Origin of the sequence: Stenotrophomonas sp. SKA14 (assembly GCF_000158575.1) — a bacterium.
GTDB classification, from domain to species: domain Bacteria; phylum Pseudomonadota; class Gammaproteobacteria; order Xanthomonadales; family Xanthomonadaceae; genus Stenotrophomonas; species Stenotrophomonas forensis.
On record NZ_DS999412.1, the window covers coordinates 3,995,194 to 4,011,083 of the forward strand.

Annotated in this window: 16 protein-coding genes; 7 read left to right on the plus strand and 9 right to left on the minus strand. The window is 62.6% G+C overall.

The features are described from left to right. The first annotated feature begins 345 nt into the window (after window positions 1-345). On the plus strand, window positions 346-1,728 hold the full coding sequence (locus SSKA14_RS18085) for a YbhB/YbcL family Raf kinase inhibitor-like protein (protein WP_197697522.1): 1,383 nt from the start codon (window positions 346-348) through the stop codon (window positions 1,726-1,728). A 44-nt stretch (window positions 1,729-1,772) separates the two neighbouring features. Here SSKA14_RS18085 and SSKA14_RS18090 read toward each other — a convergent pair whose 3' ends face one another. Beyond that, a complete protein-coding gene (locus tag SSKA14_RS18090; protein WP_024957536.1) occupies window positions 1,773-2,150 on the minus strand; it encodes a response regulator in 378 nt (125 codons plus the stop codon). Between the two features lie 161 nt (window positions 2,151-2,311). Between SSKA14_RS18090 and SSKA14_RS18095 the strand changes: the two genes are divergently transcribed. Further along, window positions 2,312-3,454 (plus strand): PAS domain-containing sensor histidine kinase, encoded by a 1,143-nt coding sequence (locus SSKA14_RS18095; protein ID WP_008267080.1) that lies wholly within the window; start codon window positions 2,312-2,314, stop codon window positions 3,452-3,454. 1 nt (window position 3,455) lies between these two features. Next, on the plus strand, window positions 3,456-3,818 hold the full coding sequence (locus tag SSKA14_RS18100) for a response regulator (RefSeq protein WP_008264577.1): 363 nt from the start codon (window positions 3,456-3,458) through the stop codon (window positions 3,816-3,818). A 39-nt stretch (window positions 3,819-3,857) separates the two neighbouring features. Here the strand turns inward: SSKA14_RS18100 and SSKA14_RS18105 are convergent, their stop codons facing one another. Then, window positions 3,858-4,310 (minus strand): BLUF domain-containing protein, encoded by a 453-nt coding sequence (locus tag SSKA14_RS18105; RefSeq protein WP_040008429.1) that lies wholly within the window; start codon window positions 4,308-4,310, stop codon window positions 3,858-3,860. A 144-nt stretch (window positions 4,311-4,454) separates the two neighbouring features. On the opposite strand from SSKA14_RS18105, the gene SSKA14_RS18110 reads away from it, so the two are divergent. Then, complete coding sequence (locus SSKA14_RS18110) at window positions 4,455-5,288, plus strand: hypothetical protein (RefSeq protein WP_008267208.1); 834 nt, start codon at window positions 4,455-4,457, stop codon at window positions 5,286-5,288. Here SSKA14_RS18110 and SSKA14_RS18115 read toward each other — a convergent pair. The 3 genes from SSKA14_RS18115 to SSKA14_RS18125 all read right to left on the minus strand — a co-directional run bounded on the left by SSKA14_RS18115 (window position 5,285) and on the right by SSKA14_RS18125 (window position 8,766). Beyond that, entirely contained in the window at window positions 5,285-7,486 is a 2,202-nt protein-coding gene (locus tag SSKA14_RS18115) for a fimbria/pilus outer membrane usher protein (protein ID WP_040008432.1), read from the minus strand. The two genes, SSKA14_RS18110 and SSKA14_RS18115, sit on opposite strands and share 4 nt — an antisense overlap. 9 nt (window positions 7,487-7,495) lie before the next feature. Next, the gene (locus SSKA14_RS18120; protein ID WP_157635963.1) at window positions 7,496-8,152 is read right to left on the minus strand and encodes a fimbria/pilus periplasmic chaperone; all 657 of its coding nucleotides are present in this window, start codon (window positions 8,150-8,152) and stop codon (window positions 7,496-7,498) included. Between the two features lie 116 nt (window positions 8,153-8,268). Continuing rightward, complete coding sequence (locus SSKA14_RS18125) at window positions 8,269-8,766, minus strand: spore coat U domain-containing protein (RefSeq protein ID WP_008266871.1); 498 nt, start codon at window positions 8,764-8,766, stop codon at window positions 8,269-8,271. Window positions 8,767-9,118: 352 nt separating this feature from the next. Here SSKA14_RS18125 and SSKA14_RS24350 point away from each other — a divergent pair, with 352 nt between their 5' ends. Then, window positions 9,119-9,391, plus strand: a complete 273-nt coding sequence (locus SSKA14_RS24350; RefSeq protein WP_322888679.1) for an HNH endonuclease — start codon at window positions 9,119-9,121, stop codon at window positions 9,389-9,391. Further along, window positions 9,378-10,199 (plus strand): GIY-YIG nuclease family protein, encoded by an 822-nt coding sequence (locus tag SSKA14_RS18130; protein WP_040008437.1) that lies wholly within the window; start codon window positions 9,378-9,380, stop codon window positions 10,197-10,199. The genes SSKA14_RS24350 and SSKA14_RS18130 overlap by 14 nt, the downstream gene beginning before the upstream one ends. An 89-nt stretch (window positions 10,200-10,288) precedes the next feature. Here SSKA14_RS18130 and SSKA14_RS18135 read toward each other — a convergent pair whose 3' ends face one another. Together SSKA14_RS18135 and SSKA14_RS18145 are read right to left on the minus strand one after the other, a co-directional pair. Continuing rightward, a complete protein-coding gene (locus SSKA14_RS18135; protein WP_040008438.1) occupies window positions 10,289-10,756 on the minus strand; it encodes a hypothetical protein in 468 nt (155 codons plus the stop codon). Window positions 10,757-11,125: 369 nt separating this feature from the next. Continuing rightward, window positions 11,126-11,638, minus strand: coding sequence for an H-NS family nucleoid-associated regulatory protein (locus tag SSKA14_RS18145; protein ID WP_040008444.1), 513 nt, complete (start codon window positions 11,636-11,638; stop codon window positions 11,126-11,128). 174 nt (window positions 11,639-11,812) lie between these two features. Between SSKA14_RS18145 and SSKA14_RS18150 the strand changes: the two genes are divergently transcribed. Further along, complete coding sequence (locus SSKA14_RS18150; protein ID WP_008266996.1) at window positions 11,813-12,304, plus strand: hypothetical protein; 492 nt, start codon at window positions 11,813-11,815, stop codon at window positions 12,302-12,304. Between the two features lie 38 nt (window positions 12,305-12,342). Here SSKA14_RS18150 and SSKA14_RS18155 read toward each other — a convergent pair whose 3' ends face one another. Next, window positions 12,343-13,161: a hypothetical protein gene (locus tag SSKA14_RS18155; protein WP_040008446.1), complete on the minus strand. Its 819-nt coding sequence runs from the start codon at window positions 13,159-13,161 to the stop codon at window positions 12,343-12,345. Between the two features lie 75 nt (window positions 13,162-13,236). Next, window positions 13,237-15,888, minus strand: a complete 2,652-nt coding sequence (locus SSKA14_RS18160; RefSeq protein ID WP_008264601.1) for a DEAD/DEAH box helicase family protein — start codon at window positions 15,886-15,888, stop codon at window positions 13,237-13,239. Window positions 15,889-15,890 lie beyond the last annotated feature (2 nt).

Sequence of the window (15,890 nt, forward strand, 5' to 3'; positions counted from 1 at the left end):
CGCCTTCGCTCAGCAGGGGGACGGAACCGACGTCCAAGCCAACGTCCACACGTTCAAACCGGCCAAGGCAGAGGCGACGCCTGAGCACGTTCAGGCCCTGAAGGTGCCCAGCGGCTTCCAGGTGCGTCCCCTTGCGCAAGGCCTTCAGAATCCCCGGATCATCGCCGTAGCGCCGGACGGGCGGATTTATATCTCACGTCGAGATCAAGGCGACGTGCTGTTGCTGGAGGATGCCAATGAAGACGGAGCCTTGGACGCCGAACCGAAGGTGGTCTTCTCACGTCCAGGAGCGCACGGGCTGGCCATCGCCAACGGGCAGCTGTATGTCGCCACGGCCAACGACGCGTGTATCGCGCCCCCATACGCCCGGACGGCACGTTGGGTCCAGAGGAACGGATCATCAACGACCTGCCCGATGGCGGTCAGCACCCCAACCGCACGCTGGCCTTTGGCCCTGATGAGATGCTCTACATCAGCGTGGGCTCGTCCTGTAACGCGTGCAACGAGACCAATCCCGAGCATGCGGCGCTGCTGAGGTCCTCGCCGGATGGCAAGAGCCGGTCCATCTTTGCCAGCGGCCTGCGGAACACCATCGGCTTTGCTTGGAACTCCAAAACGGGGGAGCTGTGGGGGATGGATCACGGCATCGACTACTTGGGCAACGATGAGCAGCCCGAGGAGCTCAACCGCATTCAGAAAGGAAAGAAGTATGGTTGGCCCCACATCTGGGGCAAGGACGGGGTGAATCCCCAGAGCACCCCGCCAGGGCAGATCAGCAAACAGCAATGGGCGGCGACAAGCGAGCCCATGGTGCTCGGCTACACCGCCCACGCGGCCCCCATGCAGATGCTGTTCTACACCGGCCAGCAGTTCCCGGCAGCTTACCGGGGGGACGCCTTCGTGACGATGCGCGGTTCCTGGAACCGCAAGCCTGCGTCGGGCTACGAGGTGGTGCGGGTTCGTTTCAACGCCGGCAAGCCGGTCGGGTTTGAGCCCTTCCTGACAGGCTTCCTGGTCGACAACGGCCAGGCGCATATCGCAAGGCCCGTCGGTCTGGCGATGACGAAGGGCGGTGCACTTTTGGTCGGCGACGATGCCAACGGCGTCATCTACAGAGTGACTTACGGCCCAGGCCAAGCGTCCGCCTCCCCCGCGACCGCAGTGCCTAGCGGGCCCTTGATGGCCCAAGTCAATCAAGGCTCGGGCGTGCCGTTGGCCAAGGATCGGATCGGCAAAGCCGCCACGTTCGAGTTCCGCTCCCCGTCGTTCTCCTCGGGCCAAGCATTGCCTCCCCGCTTCAGCGCGTATCACGACGATGCATCGCCCGCTCTTTCTTGGAGCCCGGTGCCTGGTGCCAAGTCCTATGCGCTGATCATGGAGGATCCGGATGCAGCCAACGTCAAACCCTTCGTTCACTGGGTCGCTTACAACATCCCAGCGACCACGCAATCGCTGCCGGAGGGCCTGCCGGTCGATCCGCGACTCCTGAAGCCGGAGGGAATGCTGCAGGGGGTGAACAGCCGGGGGTCTGTGGGGTATTTCGGCCCCAAACCGCCAGTGGGCGATCGACCCCACCATTACCACTTCCAGCTGTTGGCCTTGGACACCGTGCTTGATATGAAGGCCGGGGCAACGCGGGACGAGGTGCTGAAGGCCGCGAAGGGCCACATCCTAGGCGTGAGCGAGACCGTGGGCACCTACCAGCAGGTCGAGGCCCCGCTGAAATAAAAAAGGGACCCGAAGGTCCCGACCGGTGCCCAAGGCCCGGAAACTCAATGAACCTCCAGTTCCTGGCAAAGGGACTGGAGGGCCGCGGCGATCTCTTTTAGGCGAAACGGCTTTTCAAGGAAGGGCGTGCCTTTGAAGCGTTCGGGCAGCCGGTTGGCCCCAAGGCCGGTCGTAAACAGGAACGGCACCCCCAACTCGACCAAGCGATCGGCCACGGGGTAAGACTCGACCCCGTTCAAGTTGACGTCCAGCACCGCAACATCGAAGGCCGCCTCCTCGGCGCATACCAAGGCTGTGGGCAAATCTTCGGCCGTCTTGGAGACGTCGTAGCCGACTTGGGCAATGGCCTGCTCCAAGACCATCATGAGAGTGGGTTCGTCCTCTACAAGAAGAACCCTTACTGCTTTGCCGTCCAATCCCATGACTTTCTCCCTACAAGCGCTCTGAGTGGATGTGCCACGATTGGACAGTGTGGCCCGAGGGCTCGCCCGATTTGTTAAGAGGGCGCAAAAGGATGACGGCCGTCGCTCTTCTACACTGCGCACTCTGTCGCCCTTCGGTGGCCCTGCCGAGAGGATGACCCATGAACCAACCAGCGAAAGCGAAAACCGATTTGAGGGACGAGAGCCGGCAGTTTGCCCTGCTGGTGAACTCGGTCACCGACTACGCCCTATACATGCTCGACCCCAGCGGGGTGATCCAGACCTGGAACCCGGGTGGGCAACGAATCAAGGGCTACCAGGCTGCCGACGTGGTCGGCACCAACTTTTCCCGCTTCTACCTGCCCGAGGAGGCCCAAGCCGGCCTACCAGAGCGAAACCTGCGGACCGCGGCCTTAGAAGGGCGCTACGTCGCCGAGGGCTGGCGATTGCGGCAGGACGGGACCCGCTTTCGTGCCAGCGTCGTGATCGATCCCATCTGGGAAGACGGGGAACTGGTGGGGTTTGCCAAAATCACCCGCGACATCACCCAGCGCCACGAAGCGCAGGAGCAGCTGCTCCAAGCCCAGCGCGATCTCCTGCAGGCGCAGAAGATGGAGGCCATCGGCAAGTTCACGCTCGGCTTGGCCCACGATTTCAACAACCTGTTGACCATCGTGGCCAACTGTTTAGACCTCATCAGCCTGCGGGTGAAAAACGGAGGCGTGGCCAAGCTCATCGATACCGCGCAGCGGGCCGCCGAGCGCGGGGCCCTTCTGACTCGGCAGTTGCTGACCTTCGGCAAGGGACAAACCTTGGTGCCAGAGGCAGTCGACTTGGCCGCCTTGATGGCCGAATGCGAAGCGATGCTGCGCCGCTCCGCCGGCGACGCGATCGCATTGACCGTCGAAGTTTCCCGGGGCCTTCCGACCCTGTCGCTGGACAAGGCACAGCTGGAGGCCGCAATCCTTAACCTGGTGTGCAACAGCCGCGACGCCATGCCGAAGGGCGGAACGATCCTCATCACGGCGTCTGCGCGGCAAACCCGTGATCCTACGTTGCCCAACACCAGTGAAAGACCTTACATCTGCCTGAGCATCCGAGACGACGGTTCAGGGATTGAGGCAGACCAGCAGGCCAGGGTATTTGAACCGTTTTTCACCACCAAACCCATTGGAAGGGGCAGCGGGCTGGGCTTGAGCCAAGTGTTTGGCTTCACGGCCCAGTCCGGCGGGTTCACCGAGCTCCAGAGCGAGCTTGGGAAGGGAACCCGCGTTAGCCTTTGCTTCCCCGCACCAGAGCATTGAGATGCCGATCCACGTGTTGTTTGTTGAAGACGAAGACGATCTCCGCAGCGTCGTCGTCGAGGCCCTGACCTCTCAGGGCTTCCAAGTCACTCCCGCCAGCAACGGGGACGAGGCCCTCGTCCTCCTGCGCGGCAGCGCCAAGTTCGCGGTGGTAGTGACCGACTTCAACATGCCGGACAGCGCCGACGGGCTGGAGGTCGCGGCGGAAGCCGCGGTTGCTCAACCCCAGGCCCGCGTCATGCTCGCGTCTGGCCTTCAACGCTCGCAGCTGCCCCCGCTGCCCGAGAACGTTCGATTTCTCCCGAAGCCTTACCGCTTCCGACAGCTTGTTACGGCGATCCACGAAGACTTGGGCTGCACGTAGGGGGCGGATTCCTTGCGCGGCCAGGCGGTCGCCACTGGTTCATCGTCCTACCAGTGCGCGTCTGCTCACTAGGAACAGCAGCCGGTCGATCGCCGTTGCGTTCAACGCTTCTCCATCCCCGCGCACCTTGAAACCAGCCCAGTCGCCCACCGCGACCTCGCTCAACTCTTTGACTTCCACAGGCAACCAGCGCATAGGCCAGTAAGGCAAGCGGCGATCCTTGATCGTCCCTCTTTGCAGTTCGATCAGATCGTGATGACTCGAGGCTCCGAGCACCCTTGAGAACGCCACGTCCAACCCGTCCGGGGGGCCTTCCATGTATTGGAGGAAGCGCGTGCCGTCGAACAAGAGCACCCCACTGACACCTGCGTCCCGGTTAAATCGAGTTGCGTCGTCGACCAGCTCCTGGAGCTTGCCGCTCCGGAGGCCAAGCAGATCGCCGCGCAACGCGTCGGATGCCTCGCTGACATACACCACGGCCCTGATGGGCATTGGGCGCTCCTTCTCAACTGGTCTGGCCATCCCCCCTTCCACGAACTCTAGTCCCGCCCACGCATTTAGGCAATCTCGTTGGGAGATAGTGCCTACAGGCGGCTGTTAACTTGATCCCGAGTTCCAATCGAGTAACCTTTGATTATGGCCCTTTACAACATCGCGGAACGTTTAAGCACGGCTAAAGAACTAATCAGCAGGGGCGATGACGCGTCATTCATCTACGCCGCGCTGGAACTACGATTCTGCTTGGAATCTGTGGCTTATCAGAACTTGGCTGCATACGGTGAAGACGTTTCCACCGAGCTTGCTCGCGAATGGCGACCGGACCAGATCATCAAAATGCTGGCCACGTTCGACCCCAACTCTGATCAAACAGCCAGCTTTTCCATCTCGGTCACGCCGCTGCCCGAAGACCTCGATTTCGCCTCAACTGACTTGAAGGCCGCTTTCAAGGACAAGGATTTTTTGCCGATAGGCGAGGCCAAACGCATTCCTTGGGGCAAGTTTCGCAGTTACTACAACTCGTTGGGGAGCTTTCTCCATTTGCGCAAAGATCTGACGAACGCACGGCCGAAGATCGAAAGGCTCCGTGTTCTCATCGGTGAGCTGGAAGAGGTTGCGAGCTCGACGCTGATCGCTGCCGGCAAGGATCTCGCGACGGGCAAATGCGTCGACTGCGGCCATGTGCTGATTCTCGGCCCGGCAGAGCAAGCGGGGGACAAGCCCGTTTTCTGCCCGAATACCAAGTGCAACTCGAGCTATTTGGCCATCAAGGGGGACCCGGAGCGACGGGTGCAGAAGGTCGAAGCCCTGGGGCTGCGCTGCGAATGCGGGGCCATCGTTCCTATCTTGCCAGAGAGGCTCCTCAAGCCTGCGGTTTGCCCGGAATGTGGGTTGACCGTTTGCGCAGTCATTGCTGCAAAGGCAAGAGTGCTAGGGGTGCCGCCCACTCGCGAGGGAGATCTGAGCGGCTAGTTGCACCTTAACTTCGCCACTTCGTCCACGCCCAGCAGTGGAGACGGCAACACGGCTTTGCACACGTCCGACACCTCAACGGCCATCCCCGGCTCGGGGTGTTCCAGGTAGAGCGCTCCGTCGTAGCCCACCATTGCTTGTTCGTTCGGCGTAGATGCCAGGGTGCCCGGCGCGATGCTGGCCCCTGTCAGAGTGAAGGCCCGGGCGTTCTGCGTCAGCACGGGGAAGGTCACCCGCACACCGCCTTGGCGGGGGGCCACCGATTGCTTTTCGGTCTCCCCGATCTCCACGCCCACCGGCAGCTCCTTGTCCTTGAGGCTGACGGTGGTGGGCAGCAAGGAGGGAACGTCGGTCACCAGCACGCGGCCTTGCTTGTTGGTCTGGCCGACCGGCGCTCCGTTGACCCGCACCGGCACGCCCGCCTGGCCCGGCACGTCCACGACCGCGAAGCTGGCGTAGGCAGGCCTTCCGAAGGCCACACCGCGATGGTCCAGGAACGCGGAGCCAGAGAAGTTGGCCGCCACCTGGGTTTGCCCGTCGTAGCGGTCCAGCATGATCCGGGCGTCGCCGTAACGGGTCATCGCGTCGGCCGTGGCCCGGGTGCTGCCCAGTTCGCCCTCAGTGTGCTCTGCAGCCAAGCGAAGGCCGCCCTCGGTGCGGTAGGTCGCTCGGGTGGTCAGGGCATCCTGGCCTGGGGCCTGGCGGGCCCGCACGCCCACGCTGGCCTTGCTGCCGAAGCGGTAGGTGTAGCTGGCGGACACTTGAAGATCGTCGCCTTGAAGGTCTCGGAGCACGTTGGCGGACACCTGGCCCGCGGTGCCCAGGTTCGCGCTCACGCTCAGGGAGGCGAAGGCCAGGCTGGAGCGCCCCGTGTCGATGGCGCTATAGGTGCCACGGACGGTTAAGCGGCGATCTGGGCGATAGGAAACGCTGGCTTGGGTGCGCGACGCGATGGGCAGCGCGGTCTCGCTCTGCAGTCGCCAGAACCCGTCGTTTTCCTCGTGTTCCAATCGCACGCCAAACGTGGGCCCTTTGTAGCCGTAGGCAACAGCCCAGCGCGTCCCGCCGTCGCTTGAGCGACCCACCTCGCCGTCGAGCACGCCCCAGGTGCCCGGGGCCCAGGTGGAACCAACGGTGACGTTGCCCTTGCCCTTCTCGTCCACCTGGCCACCGGCTCGGATGGTCCAGCGGTCGTTGACGCCCCTGGCCCAGGAAGCGCTGACGCCGGCCGTGCCGTAGCGGTTTTCGTCTTCGCGGACCTGGCCAGCGGCGATTTCCCACGCGGAGAGGCCCCGACGCAGCAGGGTCGGGGCGACGTAGAGCCGTGCAGTGGAAACGGCGGTTTCCCGGCCGTAGGCGTCACGCACCACCACAGCCGTTTGGCTGGCCCCCAAGGCCACGTTTCGCCCGTCCACGGTGAAGGGGCCGGCGTTGACGTCCTGGCGCGTGATTTCGGCCTGGTTGGACAGGACCTTGACCTGCCCCGGATCCAACGCGATGCCCCCCAAGGTCGGGACGGGCCACGTCGGCGTGAGCGGATCCAGCGCTGCCGGGTCCTTCGCGAGGCGAATGCCGCCCAGCGCCACCGGGCCGATGCGGGGCGTCGCGTAGACATCGCCGGCTTGCCAAGTCCGTTGGCGCGGCAGGTCGTCTTTCTGCCAAGCGGTCATGCCGCGGCGCATGCCAAACCCGTTGGGGGATTGGTTGAGCTGCCCGGTGGTGGAGACCACGCCCCAACGCCCTCCGGTGCGCGCGTCCAGTGCCAACGACGTGGCTTGTCGGCCGCCTGCAATCTGGGTGGCGAGGTTGTAGTTGACCAGCACGCCCCCGATGGCGGGCGACACCTGAGAAACCGGGGTGCCTCGTCGGGTGAGCTGCTGGGCTGGCTTGCGGTCGGCGGGGATGGTGAGCCGGACCGTGGCGTTCTCGGGGTTGTAAGCCACCGAGACGCCCAAGGCTTGGTCAGTCAGGTCGTGCCCCTCTTCGCCCGGGCGAAGGGTCACGCCGAGCTGCTGCCAAGTCGTGGCTTCCGCGACCCAAGCCCCGTTCTGCTGCCAGAGCAACACGGGGTCTTTGGCGGGCTGGCCGTTGGCCAGGATAGCCGCTGCAAGCACGGGTTCCACCCCGTCTGGGATGGCCGCGTGCGCGGTGCCGATGGACAGGGCCAGCGCGAGGCCCAGGACGCTTCCCCGCCGCATGCGTTGCCCTTAGTCTGCGGGGACGGTAGCGGGGGACCCGTTGGCCGTGATTGAGAGCGTGGACGCTTTCAAGCCGGGCTTGAGCTCAACCAGCTTGCTCTGACCAGGGAGCACCCACCCCAGCGCCCCTTCGCGCCATGCCGGCATGCCTTGAGGACCGACGGCGGTCAGGCGCGCGGCGGTCGAACCGGTGTTGGTCAGCAGAAGGCCGTCGGCGGTGAAGCGGGCCGTGAGCACCGGAGGACCGGCCTTGGCGTCTTCAAACCCCACCGGCAGGTTCTGGTGGATCAACAACTGCACCTGGCCCGCCGTGGACGGCTGGGGCAACTGGCGCAGCAGCACGCGGTAGTAGCCGGGCGTGCCGACGCCCTGGGTGCGGACCAACCGCACGGCCCGGCGGGACCCAGGTGGGATTTCGACAATGGACGGTGCCGCGATCACCGCCTTGGCGGGGCCGGTCACGTCCTGCCCGCTGGGATCTTGGGACCAGTCCAGCACCGTCACCTGAAAGCGCTCGGGGGTTTCCCCATGGTTTTCCAAGGTCAACGCCCCTGCCTTTTCTCCAGCCGGGGCCACGATGCTTGTGGGAAACAACGACACGTTGCCCGCCCACGCAGGAGCGGCGCACAGCATAAACAATGGAACCACCAACAAACGCTTCAACATCATTCCTCCAAATCGATCACCTCCTTTGATCCAACCAAAACATTTAAAGTTGTCAACCCACCCTCAAAAGAAAACCCCCGGAGATATCCGGGGGTTTGGTAGAAACCCTTTAAGGGTCAGTAAGTCAGGGTCACGGCGATGGTATCGGAGAAGGTCCCGCCGGGCACCTTGTTCAAATCATAGAAGGCATAACCGATGCCAATCATCTGCTGCTCACCGGTTCCCACGCCCTCCCAAGCGTCGGCCCCACTGCCCCACACTTGACTGGCACCAGGATCTTTGAAGAGGCCGTAGGCGACGAAGTTTCCGGCCCCATCGGACACGGCGCGGTGATTGGGACGAGCAATCGCGGCGCCGTAGTTCAACCCATCGCCAGGCACGATGCTGAAGGCGGTGCCTTGGTTGCAGCGAACCATCAACGCACCATTGGAATAGCCCTGCGTGCCGGACGCCAAGCCGTTGTATTCACCGCCGCCCAGCTGGGTCACGAGCAGGCTGCACTCGTTGTTCACGGTCGCAGAAATCATCAGGTCTTCGGTGACGTCAGCGGCGGACGCCGAAGTGGCAGAAAACGCGGCCATCAAGGCCAGAGAAAAAGAAAGGGTCTTGCGCATGAAAAATCCTCCTCGGATATTGGGGAAAAGGGATATGGCCCGGCTTGGGCTTACTTCACCAATACTCGATAAATCTATTTCCGCAAGAGGATCTGACAACACGATTTTGCAGATGCCAACCCAAGCGCTTGCACCGAAGACACGAGTAAGCTAAAAAGCAATCGCCGGTCGCAGAAGCGTCGGTGTTGTGCCCGCATAGCCAATAGGCTCCGGGTGCCCGAGGTCCACCCAATGGGGGCGCGGGAATCTTTTTTTGATTCCGGAGCCATCCATGACGACCAAGCGCCGCAAATCCCTCCGCACGTCTGCCTTCCATGCCCAGTTCGGCCGCTGCTACTACTGCGGCCTGCCGATGTGGCTCGCAGCTCCTTCAGAGCTCGGGCTGAAGCCCAGCAAGGCTCGAGCCTTTCAATGCACCGCGGAGCACCTGGTCGCCCAGCAGGATGGGGGCCGAGACGTATCCGGGAATGTGGTGGCCGCGCATGCCCGATGCAACCAGTGCAGGCACAAGCGAACGGGACCAGCTCCCTCCCCTGAAGCGTTCCGGGCCTTGGTTCAGAAGCGGCTGGCAGTGGGAAGATGGTGGTCCAGACTGCCGCCAGGGATTGCGCATGCTCCTGTATGACCTCATCAAGCTCTACGAACCCTCGTTTGAGCCGGCTCGCACCAAGGTTCACTTGGCCCGAAACAATAAGATCGAGGATCCGATCGATGTTTGGCTGGACGGCCGGTTTGACGACTGGCAGTGCTGGCAGCGGCAGCGGAACTTCGACCGGGACATGGTCTTGTCCCTCATCCAAATCCCCAATACCTACCGTTGGATGTTCGCCGGCCTCTTCCGATCCGTGGGAAGCAGGCCCGATGTGGATGCCAACGGAACGCCCCACGTTGACTACACCTTGGAACGCATCGACAGCACACTTGCGTTAGAAGGACGCCTCTTCGTGACAGGGAAATACGTCAGCCGCACTTCCTACCTCAGAGGCGAGACCCTCTCGGGGGACATGGTGGTGCACGAACTTCTGGCAGAAAAGCTGGGAGACGGAGAGTTCCCTGGGTTCGGTCAAGTGGACATCGACAAAGGCACCCTGGACCGCATCGTTGCCAGCGGCAACAACTCTTGGCGTGCGGCTCTTTCCAGTGTCAAAGGCATCTATCTCTTAACGGACAGCAAGACCGGCCTGCTCTACGTCGGAAAAGCAGACGGCGACGCCGGCATCTGGGGACGCTGGTGCCAGTATTCGAGCACAGGGCACGGCTGGAACAAGGCCTTGGTCCAAGAGTTCGGCATCAAGGCCACTGACCGTCAACGGGATCTCCGCTTCTCGATCCTCGAAGTCATGGACCGGCGCTCCCAAGAGAGCCAAATCGACAAGAGGGAGTCGCACTGGAAGCGGATCTTGATGTCCCGCAACGGCTACAACCGCAACTAGCAATGTTCAGCGGAGCCGCAGAGAACCGCCATCTTGTGATCGTTAGCGGCATGCCCGGGGCATGCCGTTCTCGGCACACGAATGCTCTTTCAGACAGGCAGGCGCTCGGCGATCCAATCCATCCATTCGGATTGTGCAGCCGTCGCATTGGCACTCAAGGGTCCACGCCCAGGGATGAGCTCAAGGGCGTCTGCTTCGGCGCGGAACTGAGGGAAGAACGGGCCGTTGACGCCCGTCACGAAGTAGTCACCCTGTAATACGCCGCAGGCTTGGCAATGGTTGGCCCAATAAGTGGCATTGGCGGTTTCCGAGCGCCCTGGCTTGAGCCAAGGCGCCGCCTCGCGCACATGCGCAGCGACTTGATCGTCCAAGTCCTGGATACCATGCAAAGTGGCCGCATCGCCTGCTTCCGGCTCGTCCCCCGGCTCATCTACGTCTGCGTAGTCCACGAAGGACGGCACCCACACCGACGTGACCGGCGTTGCCTCGCCGCACTTCCAACACTCCACGCTGGCCTGCAGGAGTGCATAGCTCGGAGCGGACAAGGTTCGTTTCATTTGAGCTGCCCCACGGCCGCCGCTCGCACCTCTTGAAGACGCGGGGACAGCTTGCTGCCAGACAACTTCCCTCCGCGGCTGCCCCACGCCTCACCGACGACCGCCAGGGCCATGACCACGGCGTGGAGGAGATCCGATTTCGTCCGCCCCTGCTCGCTCCACTCGCCCGGAAGGGCAGCCAATGCAGCGACCGCGTCCTTCCCTGACAAGTATTGGACGCACGTCAAGGCGGACCAGTGAAGTCCAAACTCAGTGCGCAATCGCGTTCCCGCCTCCTCTTGCAAGAGCGTTCCGTCGGCCATGTCGAGCAACACGTGTGCAGCGGCCAACGCCTTGGCACGGGCATTCGCAGGGCCTTTGTCCACGGGATTAAGCAGCCGGCTTCGGCTTGGCCTTCTTGGCAGGTTTCCGAATCGGCTTTGCCTTCCCTGCCTTCTTGGCGACTTTCCCCACCCTCGCAGCTCCCTTAGACGCGGCCTTCTTCACCTTCCCAGCGGCGGGCGGGAACTTGGCCCCAGGGTTGGCTTGCGCCCACGCCTTGCCCTCGACCGACTTGGCCCATGCCGTGAAAGCCTTGGGTGCCAGCCCTCGGCCTGCCCAGGTCTCTCCCGTCGGGAGTCGATACTTGGGGGCGACTTTGCCGAGCTTTCGGCCTTTCAGCGGCCCCGCAGAAGATTTCGGGGAACGCGCCGGCTTGACGTCGATGGCCTCGCCAATGAGCTTGGCAACCTGACGACGCTGGGCGGGACTGAGAACCTTCGCATACTTCTGAAGCACCGCAATCGCCTTGGGCACCTCCCCATCGCGCTTCTCGACCAGCCGCTTTTGGGCTTCGAGCTGCTTGATTTCCGCGTTGATCGACTGGAGGGTGGTCAAGGCCAAGGGAAATACTCCGTTGAGGGCAAGCAAGGGTTATAGCCCATTGGCGGGACAAGGGCCAATGCAGGACCGACCCGTCGACCCGCTTACTCACAATAGCGCCACCTTCCCAGCGACTAATCACGCGTTGCCGGGCCCTTTCATATTGGGATCGTAGGGCCGAGATATGATGCCGGCATGCCCGTTCGCCCTGACCTCGCCTACGATCTGCTCAAGACCTTCAGCAAACTGGAGTTCCAGCTTCGACGGCATGGAGATTTCTTCCGGAAGGATAGGCAAGGCGATCCGATTCCCGATGTGGCTTGGCGCAAAGTGGAAGACCGCGCCCGCTCGCTTGGCGACGCCTTTTTGGAAGAAGTCCCCGAATGGGCACGCAAGCGCCTTCTTGGTCAGCGCGACGAACGCCCCATGAAACAGAAGATCGTGGAGGAAGACGGGCGCCTGGTGGCCCGTTTCATGCCTAGCCCCTTGGATGCAGACTCAGATGCGGTGGCGCTGGTCCAGGCCATGCAACAAGTCCGCAACAACCTCTTCCACGGGGGAAAGGAAGATTCGGAAGAGGATCCATACACGGAAGACGACGACTGGGTGTATGCCGCGACTCAAGTTGCCCTCGCCCTCCAACGCGCGTTGGTGAACGGATGGCTCGATAGCAGCGGGGAGCAATAACTCAACGACCAGCCCCATGCCATCAACGGCTCGGCTAGTCAGGGGGAGTGGGGAGCGGTCTGCTGCGTCATGAAGGTCGGACACCCGTCTTGCCGCATTGCTTTGGCGTAGAAGGATGGAAGCTCCAAAGCAGTCACCCCCTCTTCCACTGCCAGTTGAAGGGGGATGGCCTCCCAGAAGCTCACGATGGCATTTGAGAAAGCATCCAAATGCTCCTCGGTCACGCACATGTGGGTGTAGTCCACGTAGCGCCACGACCCCTCATCTGACTCCAGTTGGGGAACGAATCGAGGGAAACGCTGCTTCAAGGCTTCGAAGGCCGGGCCTTCGCCATGCTTGAAGACGTTGACGACCAGCCGCAAGGCCTCGAGGTCTTGGTAGTGCGGCACTGACGGCACATCCCACCCGAAAGCGACCAACAGCGCCTCCAGCTGAGTCCATTCGCACCGCCAGACCTGATCCCGGGTCTTCTCTCCAATGACCCACCCGGCCTGGCGCAGTTCGCGAGCGACGCGGACGCGAAAGCTCTTTTCGAAGTGGTGATACATGCCAGCGGCGATACCCAGCAGGGTGCGCTCTCGCATTTCATGGAGCAGGTCGTAATGTTCGAGGCTCTGATGAAAGGCCGCCTCGTAGACCATGGACATGTCCCATTGCTCGGGGTCGAAGCACTCTGGCGGATTCTCCAAGCAGTCCTGCTCCATGGCTTCCGCCTCTGCTTCGATCGCAGCAAACGGCGTCAGGAGGCGGGCTTTGGCTTGAGCCAAATAAAAGCGCTGCTCTTTGACTCGCAAAGCGATCTCTTCTGCCATGAAGCAGAAGACGCCTCTGCGCCTGCGCGTGACCAGGACTTGCATTGTCGGCACCGTTTTCCCTTGAGGGCTTATGGGGTAGAACGTGAGGTATAAGGCCGGTCTTCCATGACTGCTTGCTTACCTCTTTTCCCGAATGGCAGCCTGAAGTTGCTCGGTCACGCTGTTGCCCTTCTCGTCCCTCAGCTGGGCCATGAGGTAAATCCCCCTGCCCTTGCTCTTGGTGGCCCAAAGCTCACCGATCATGCGCTTCTCCCTCTCGGAGTCCGCCGTGTATCGGTCGCCGCCCTTGTATTCGACGACCAGCAGGCGACCGTCCTTGAGCTTTGCTACAAAGTCAGGGTAGGTCCGCTGCTTGGACGTCGGCATCCAGAACTGGCTTTTGTCCACCAGGTTGCGGACCCAAAACTCCACCTCGTCCAGCTGATCGATGGCCTGGGCGCAGAGGAACTCCTCGCCCACCTTGCCCCCGGCGGTCTTCCATTGAAGATCGCCCACGAAGGGGTAGTAGTGCTTGCGGAAGCGATATGTGCCGCCTTGGTAGTAAGAATGCGCTGGATACTGGGTCATGTCCGCCGGATAGGTGAACATGGCATCGGGCTCGTCGCTGACCACGATCTCTGCGTCGGCACCAAACAGGGCCTGCTGGAAGCCATCCTTGAGTGCTTCTGCCTTGGCGATCTGGAGCTGTTCGCCGAGCTTCCGTCGGAGCACGAACTGGCCATTGAGCAGTTGCGATAGCGAGAAGCCCCGATCTTCGGACAGCCCGCTGATGGACCGGCGCAACCACTCCCGCAGCACGGGCTGCTTGACCGCCGGATCGCGGATCTTCTGGTCCAGCCAGCCGACCAAGTCCGCTTGAGTGCGGTCCTTGGCGAAGCCTGGCAAGTAGGTGTTCACGTCGTCATCAATCGGCGTGTAGCTGACCTTCTCTTCCACCAAATCGACTTCAAAGGTCTTGCTATCTGCGTTGAACTTGAGGCTGGTCAAGTCCGGGGGATAGGCCAGCAAGTCCCAGGTGAAGCCCGGCGGCGTGGCGCCGCTCTCCACGAACTCCAGCTCGCCCTGCTCCATGACGCCCAGCCGCGGCACGCTGAACACTGCGCCGTTCTGGCTGGGTGCCTTGACGGCCTTGGCGGCGATCTGGTGCCGCTGGATCGTAGCCGTCGCTTCCTCGCGCTCCTTGGTTGGCACAGCCTTGGTGATCGCTTCCACGGTGGACTCGTCCACCTCGCCCGTGATCTCCACCGAGCCGCCCTTGCCTTCCTCGTTCGGAGTGAAAACAACGCTGGCCTGGTCCCGAGCAGGGATGCCGGTAAGATCAGGCTGTTTGCTCACAGCAATGGTGGCCCTGGGCGTCACGGGCACCGGATTGACCTTGCCGCCTTGCAAGTCCAAGCCGGGACCAGGGGTGGGATCCGGCAGCACCGCGCCCACGGCCTCCAGAGGGTTGAACCCGATGTCGATGAGCGACTTGGTGAGCTCTGCAGCAGCCAGATTGAACGCCGCAGTGGTGACGTGCGCGTAGGCCTTGTTCATGGCCTCCTGCTTGCGGCGGGTGGCATACGGCATGCGCAGCACGCGGCCCAGCAGCTGCTGGATGTCCTTGTCGCTCTTGACCTGGGCCACCGAGCAAAAGACGTAGGCAAACGAGCAATCCCACCCTTCCTTGAGCGCTTGCTTGGTGATGATGACCTCGATGGGGCAGTCCTTGGCGAACAGGTCCACCCCGTCGATCTCGCGCTGATCGCCCGTGGCGATGGCGATGGCTTTTTCGGGCACCTTCTCGTTGTCGATGAGGTGCTTCTTGACCTCCTCGACCGTGGCAGTGCCCTTGGCGTTCTCAGCCTGAATCAGCAGGATGGGACGGATATAGTCCGGCTCGCCCAGCGCGGTCTTGCCCAACTCGTTGCGGCGGGCCACGGCGCTGCCCACGGCCACCTCCCATTGCCCGACGTGCTCCTTGAGCACGACCGGGAACTTGATCATGTTCGCGTTCTTCAGCTCAAACGCGCTGACGCTCACCAGCACGTTGCTCTTGCTGGCCTCGGGCGTGGCGGTGAGTTCCACCACCACCTTGGCGCCCAGGCGCTCGTAGACCTGGTAAGACAACGGCGTGTTGGCGTTGTGGGCTTCGTCGGTGATGACCAACGGGCCGTGGAGCTTGAGCAGGTTGGCAAAGGACGCAATGGCCTTGCCGGCTTTGTTCTGCTCCAGGTAGGCCAGATCGGACACGCTGCCGGCGAAGTGCGCTTCCAGGTCCTCGTGGTGCTCGTAGACCTTCCGGCCTTCCTGGTTCTCCACGCGCAACGCGGCCATGGTGGTAATGACCACGCACACCTTGGTGCCCAGATCGGCGGGGCGGATGTGGGTGAAGTCTTCCACGTCGAACACCGCGACCTTGCCCCCGAACGCCTCGTCCAGTTCCTGGCGGTAGGGATGGCGGGGATTCTTGAAGGCCTCCAGCGTCTGGGTCTTGATCTGGGTGGTGGGGACCATCCACATGACCAGCGGAAACTCGCGCTCGAGGTAGGCGTCGCCTGCCGCCTGGATGATGTGCGCGCCCATGACGGTCTTTCCGCCGCCCGTGGGGATGCGTAGGCACACGTAGGGCGAGGCCTCCAGATGAGGCATGGGTTTGTATTGGGTGACCAGACCGGCATCCGCGTTCTTCTCAAACGCGGATGCGGGGCCGGTCAGCCGGGCGTCTTCGAGGAACTGGGCCAGGCTGGACAACGCCCGCTGCTGATACACCTTGAGGGAAAGAGCCATGC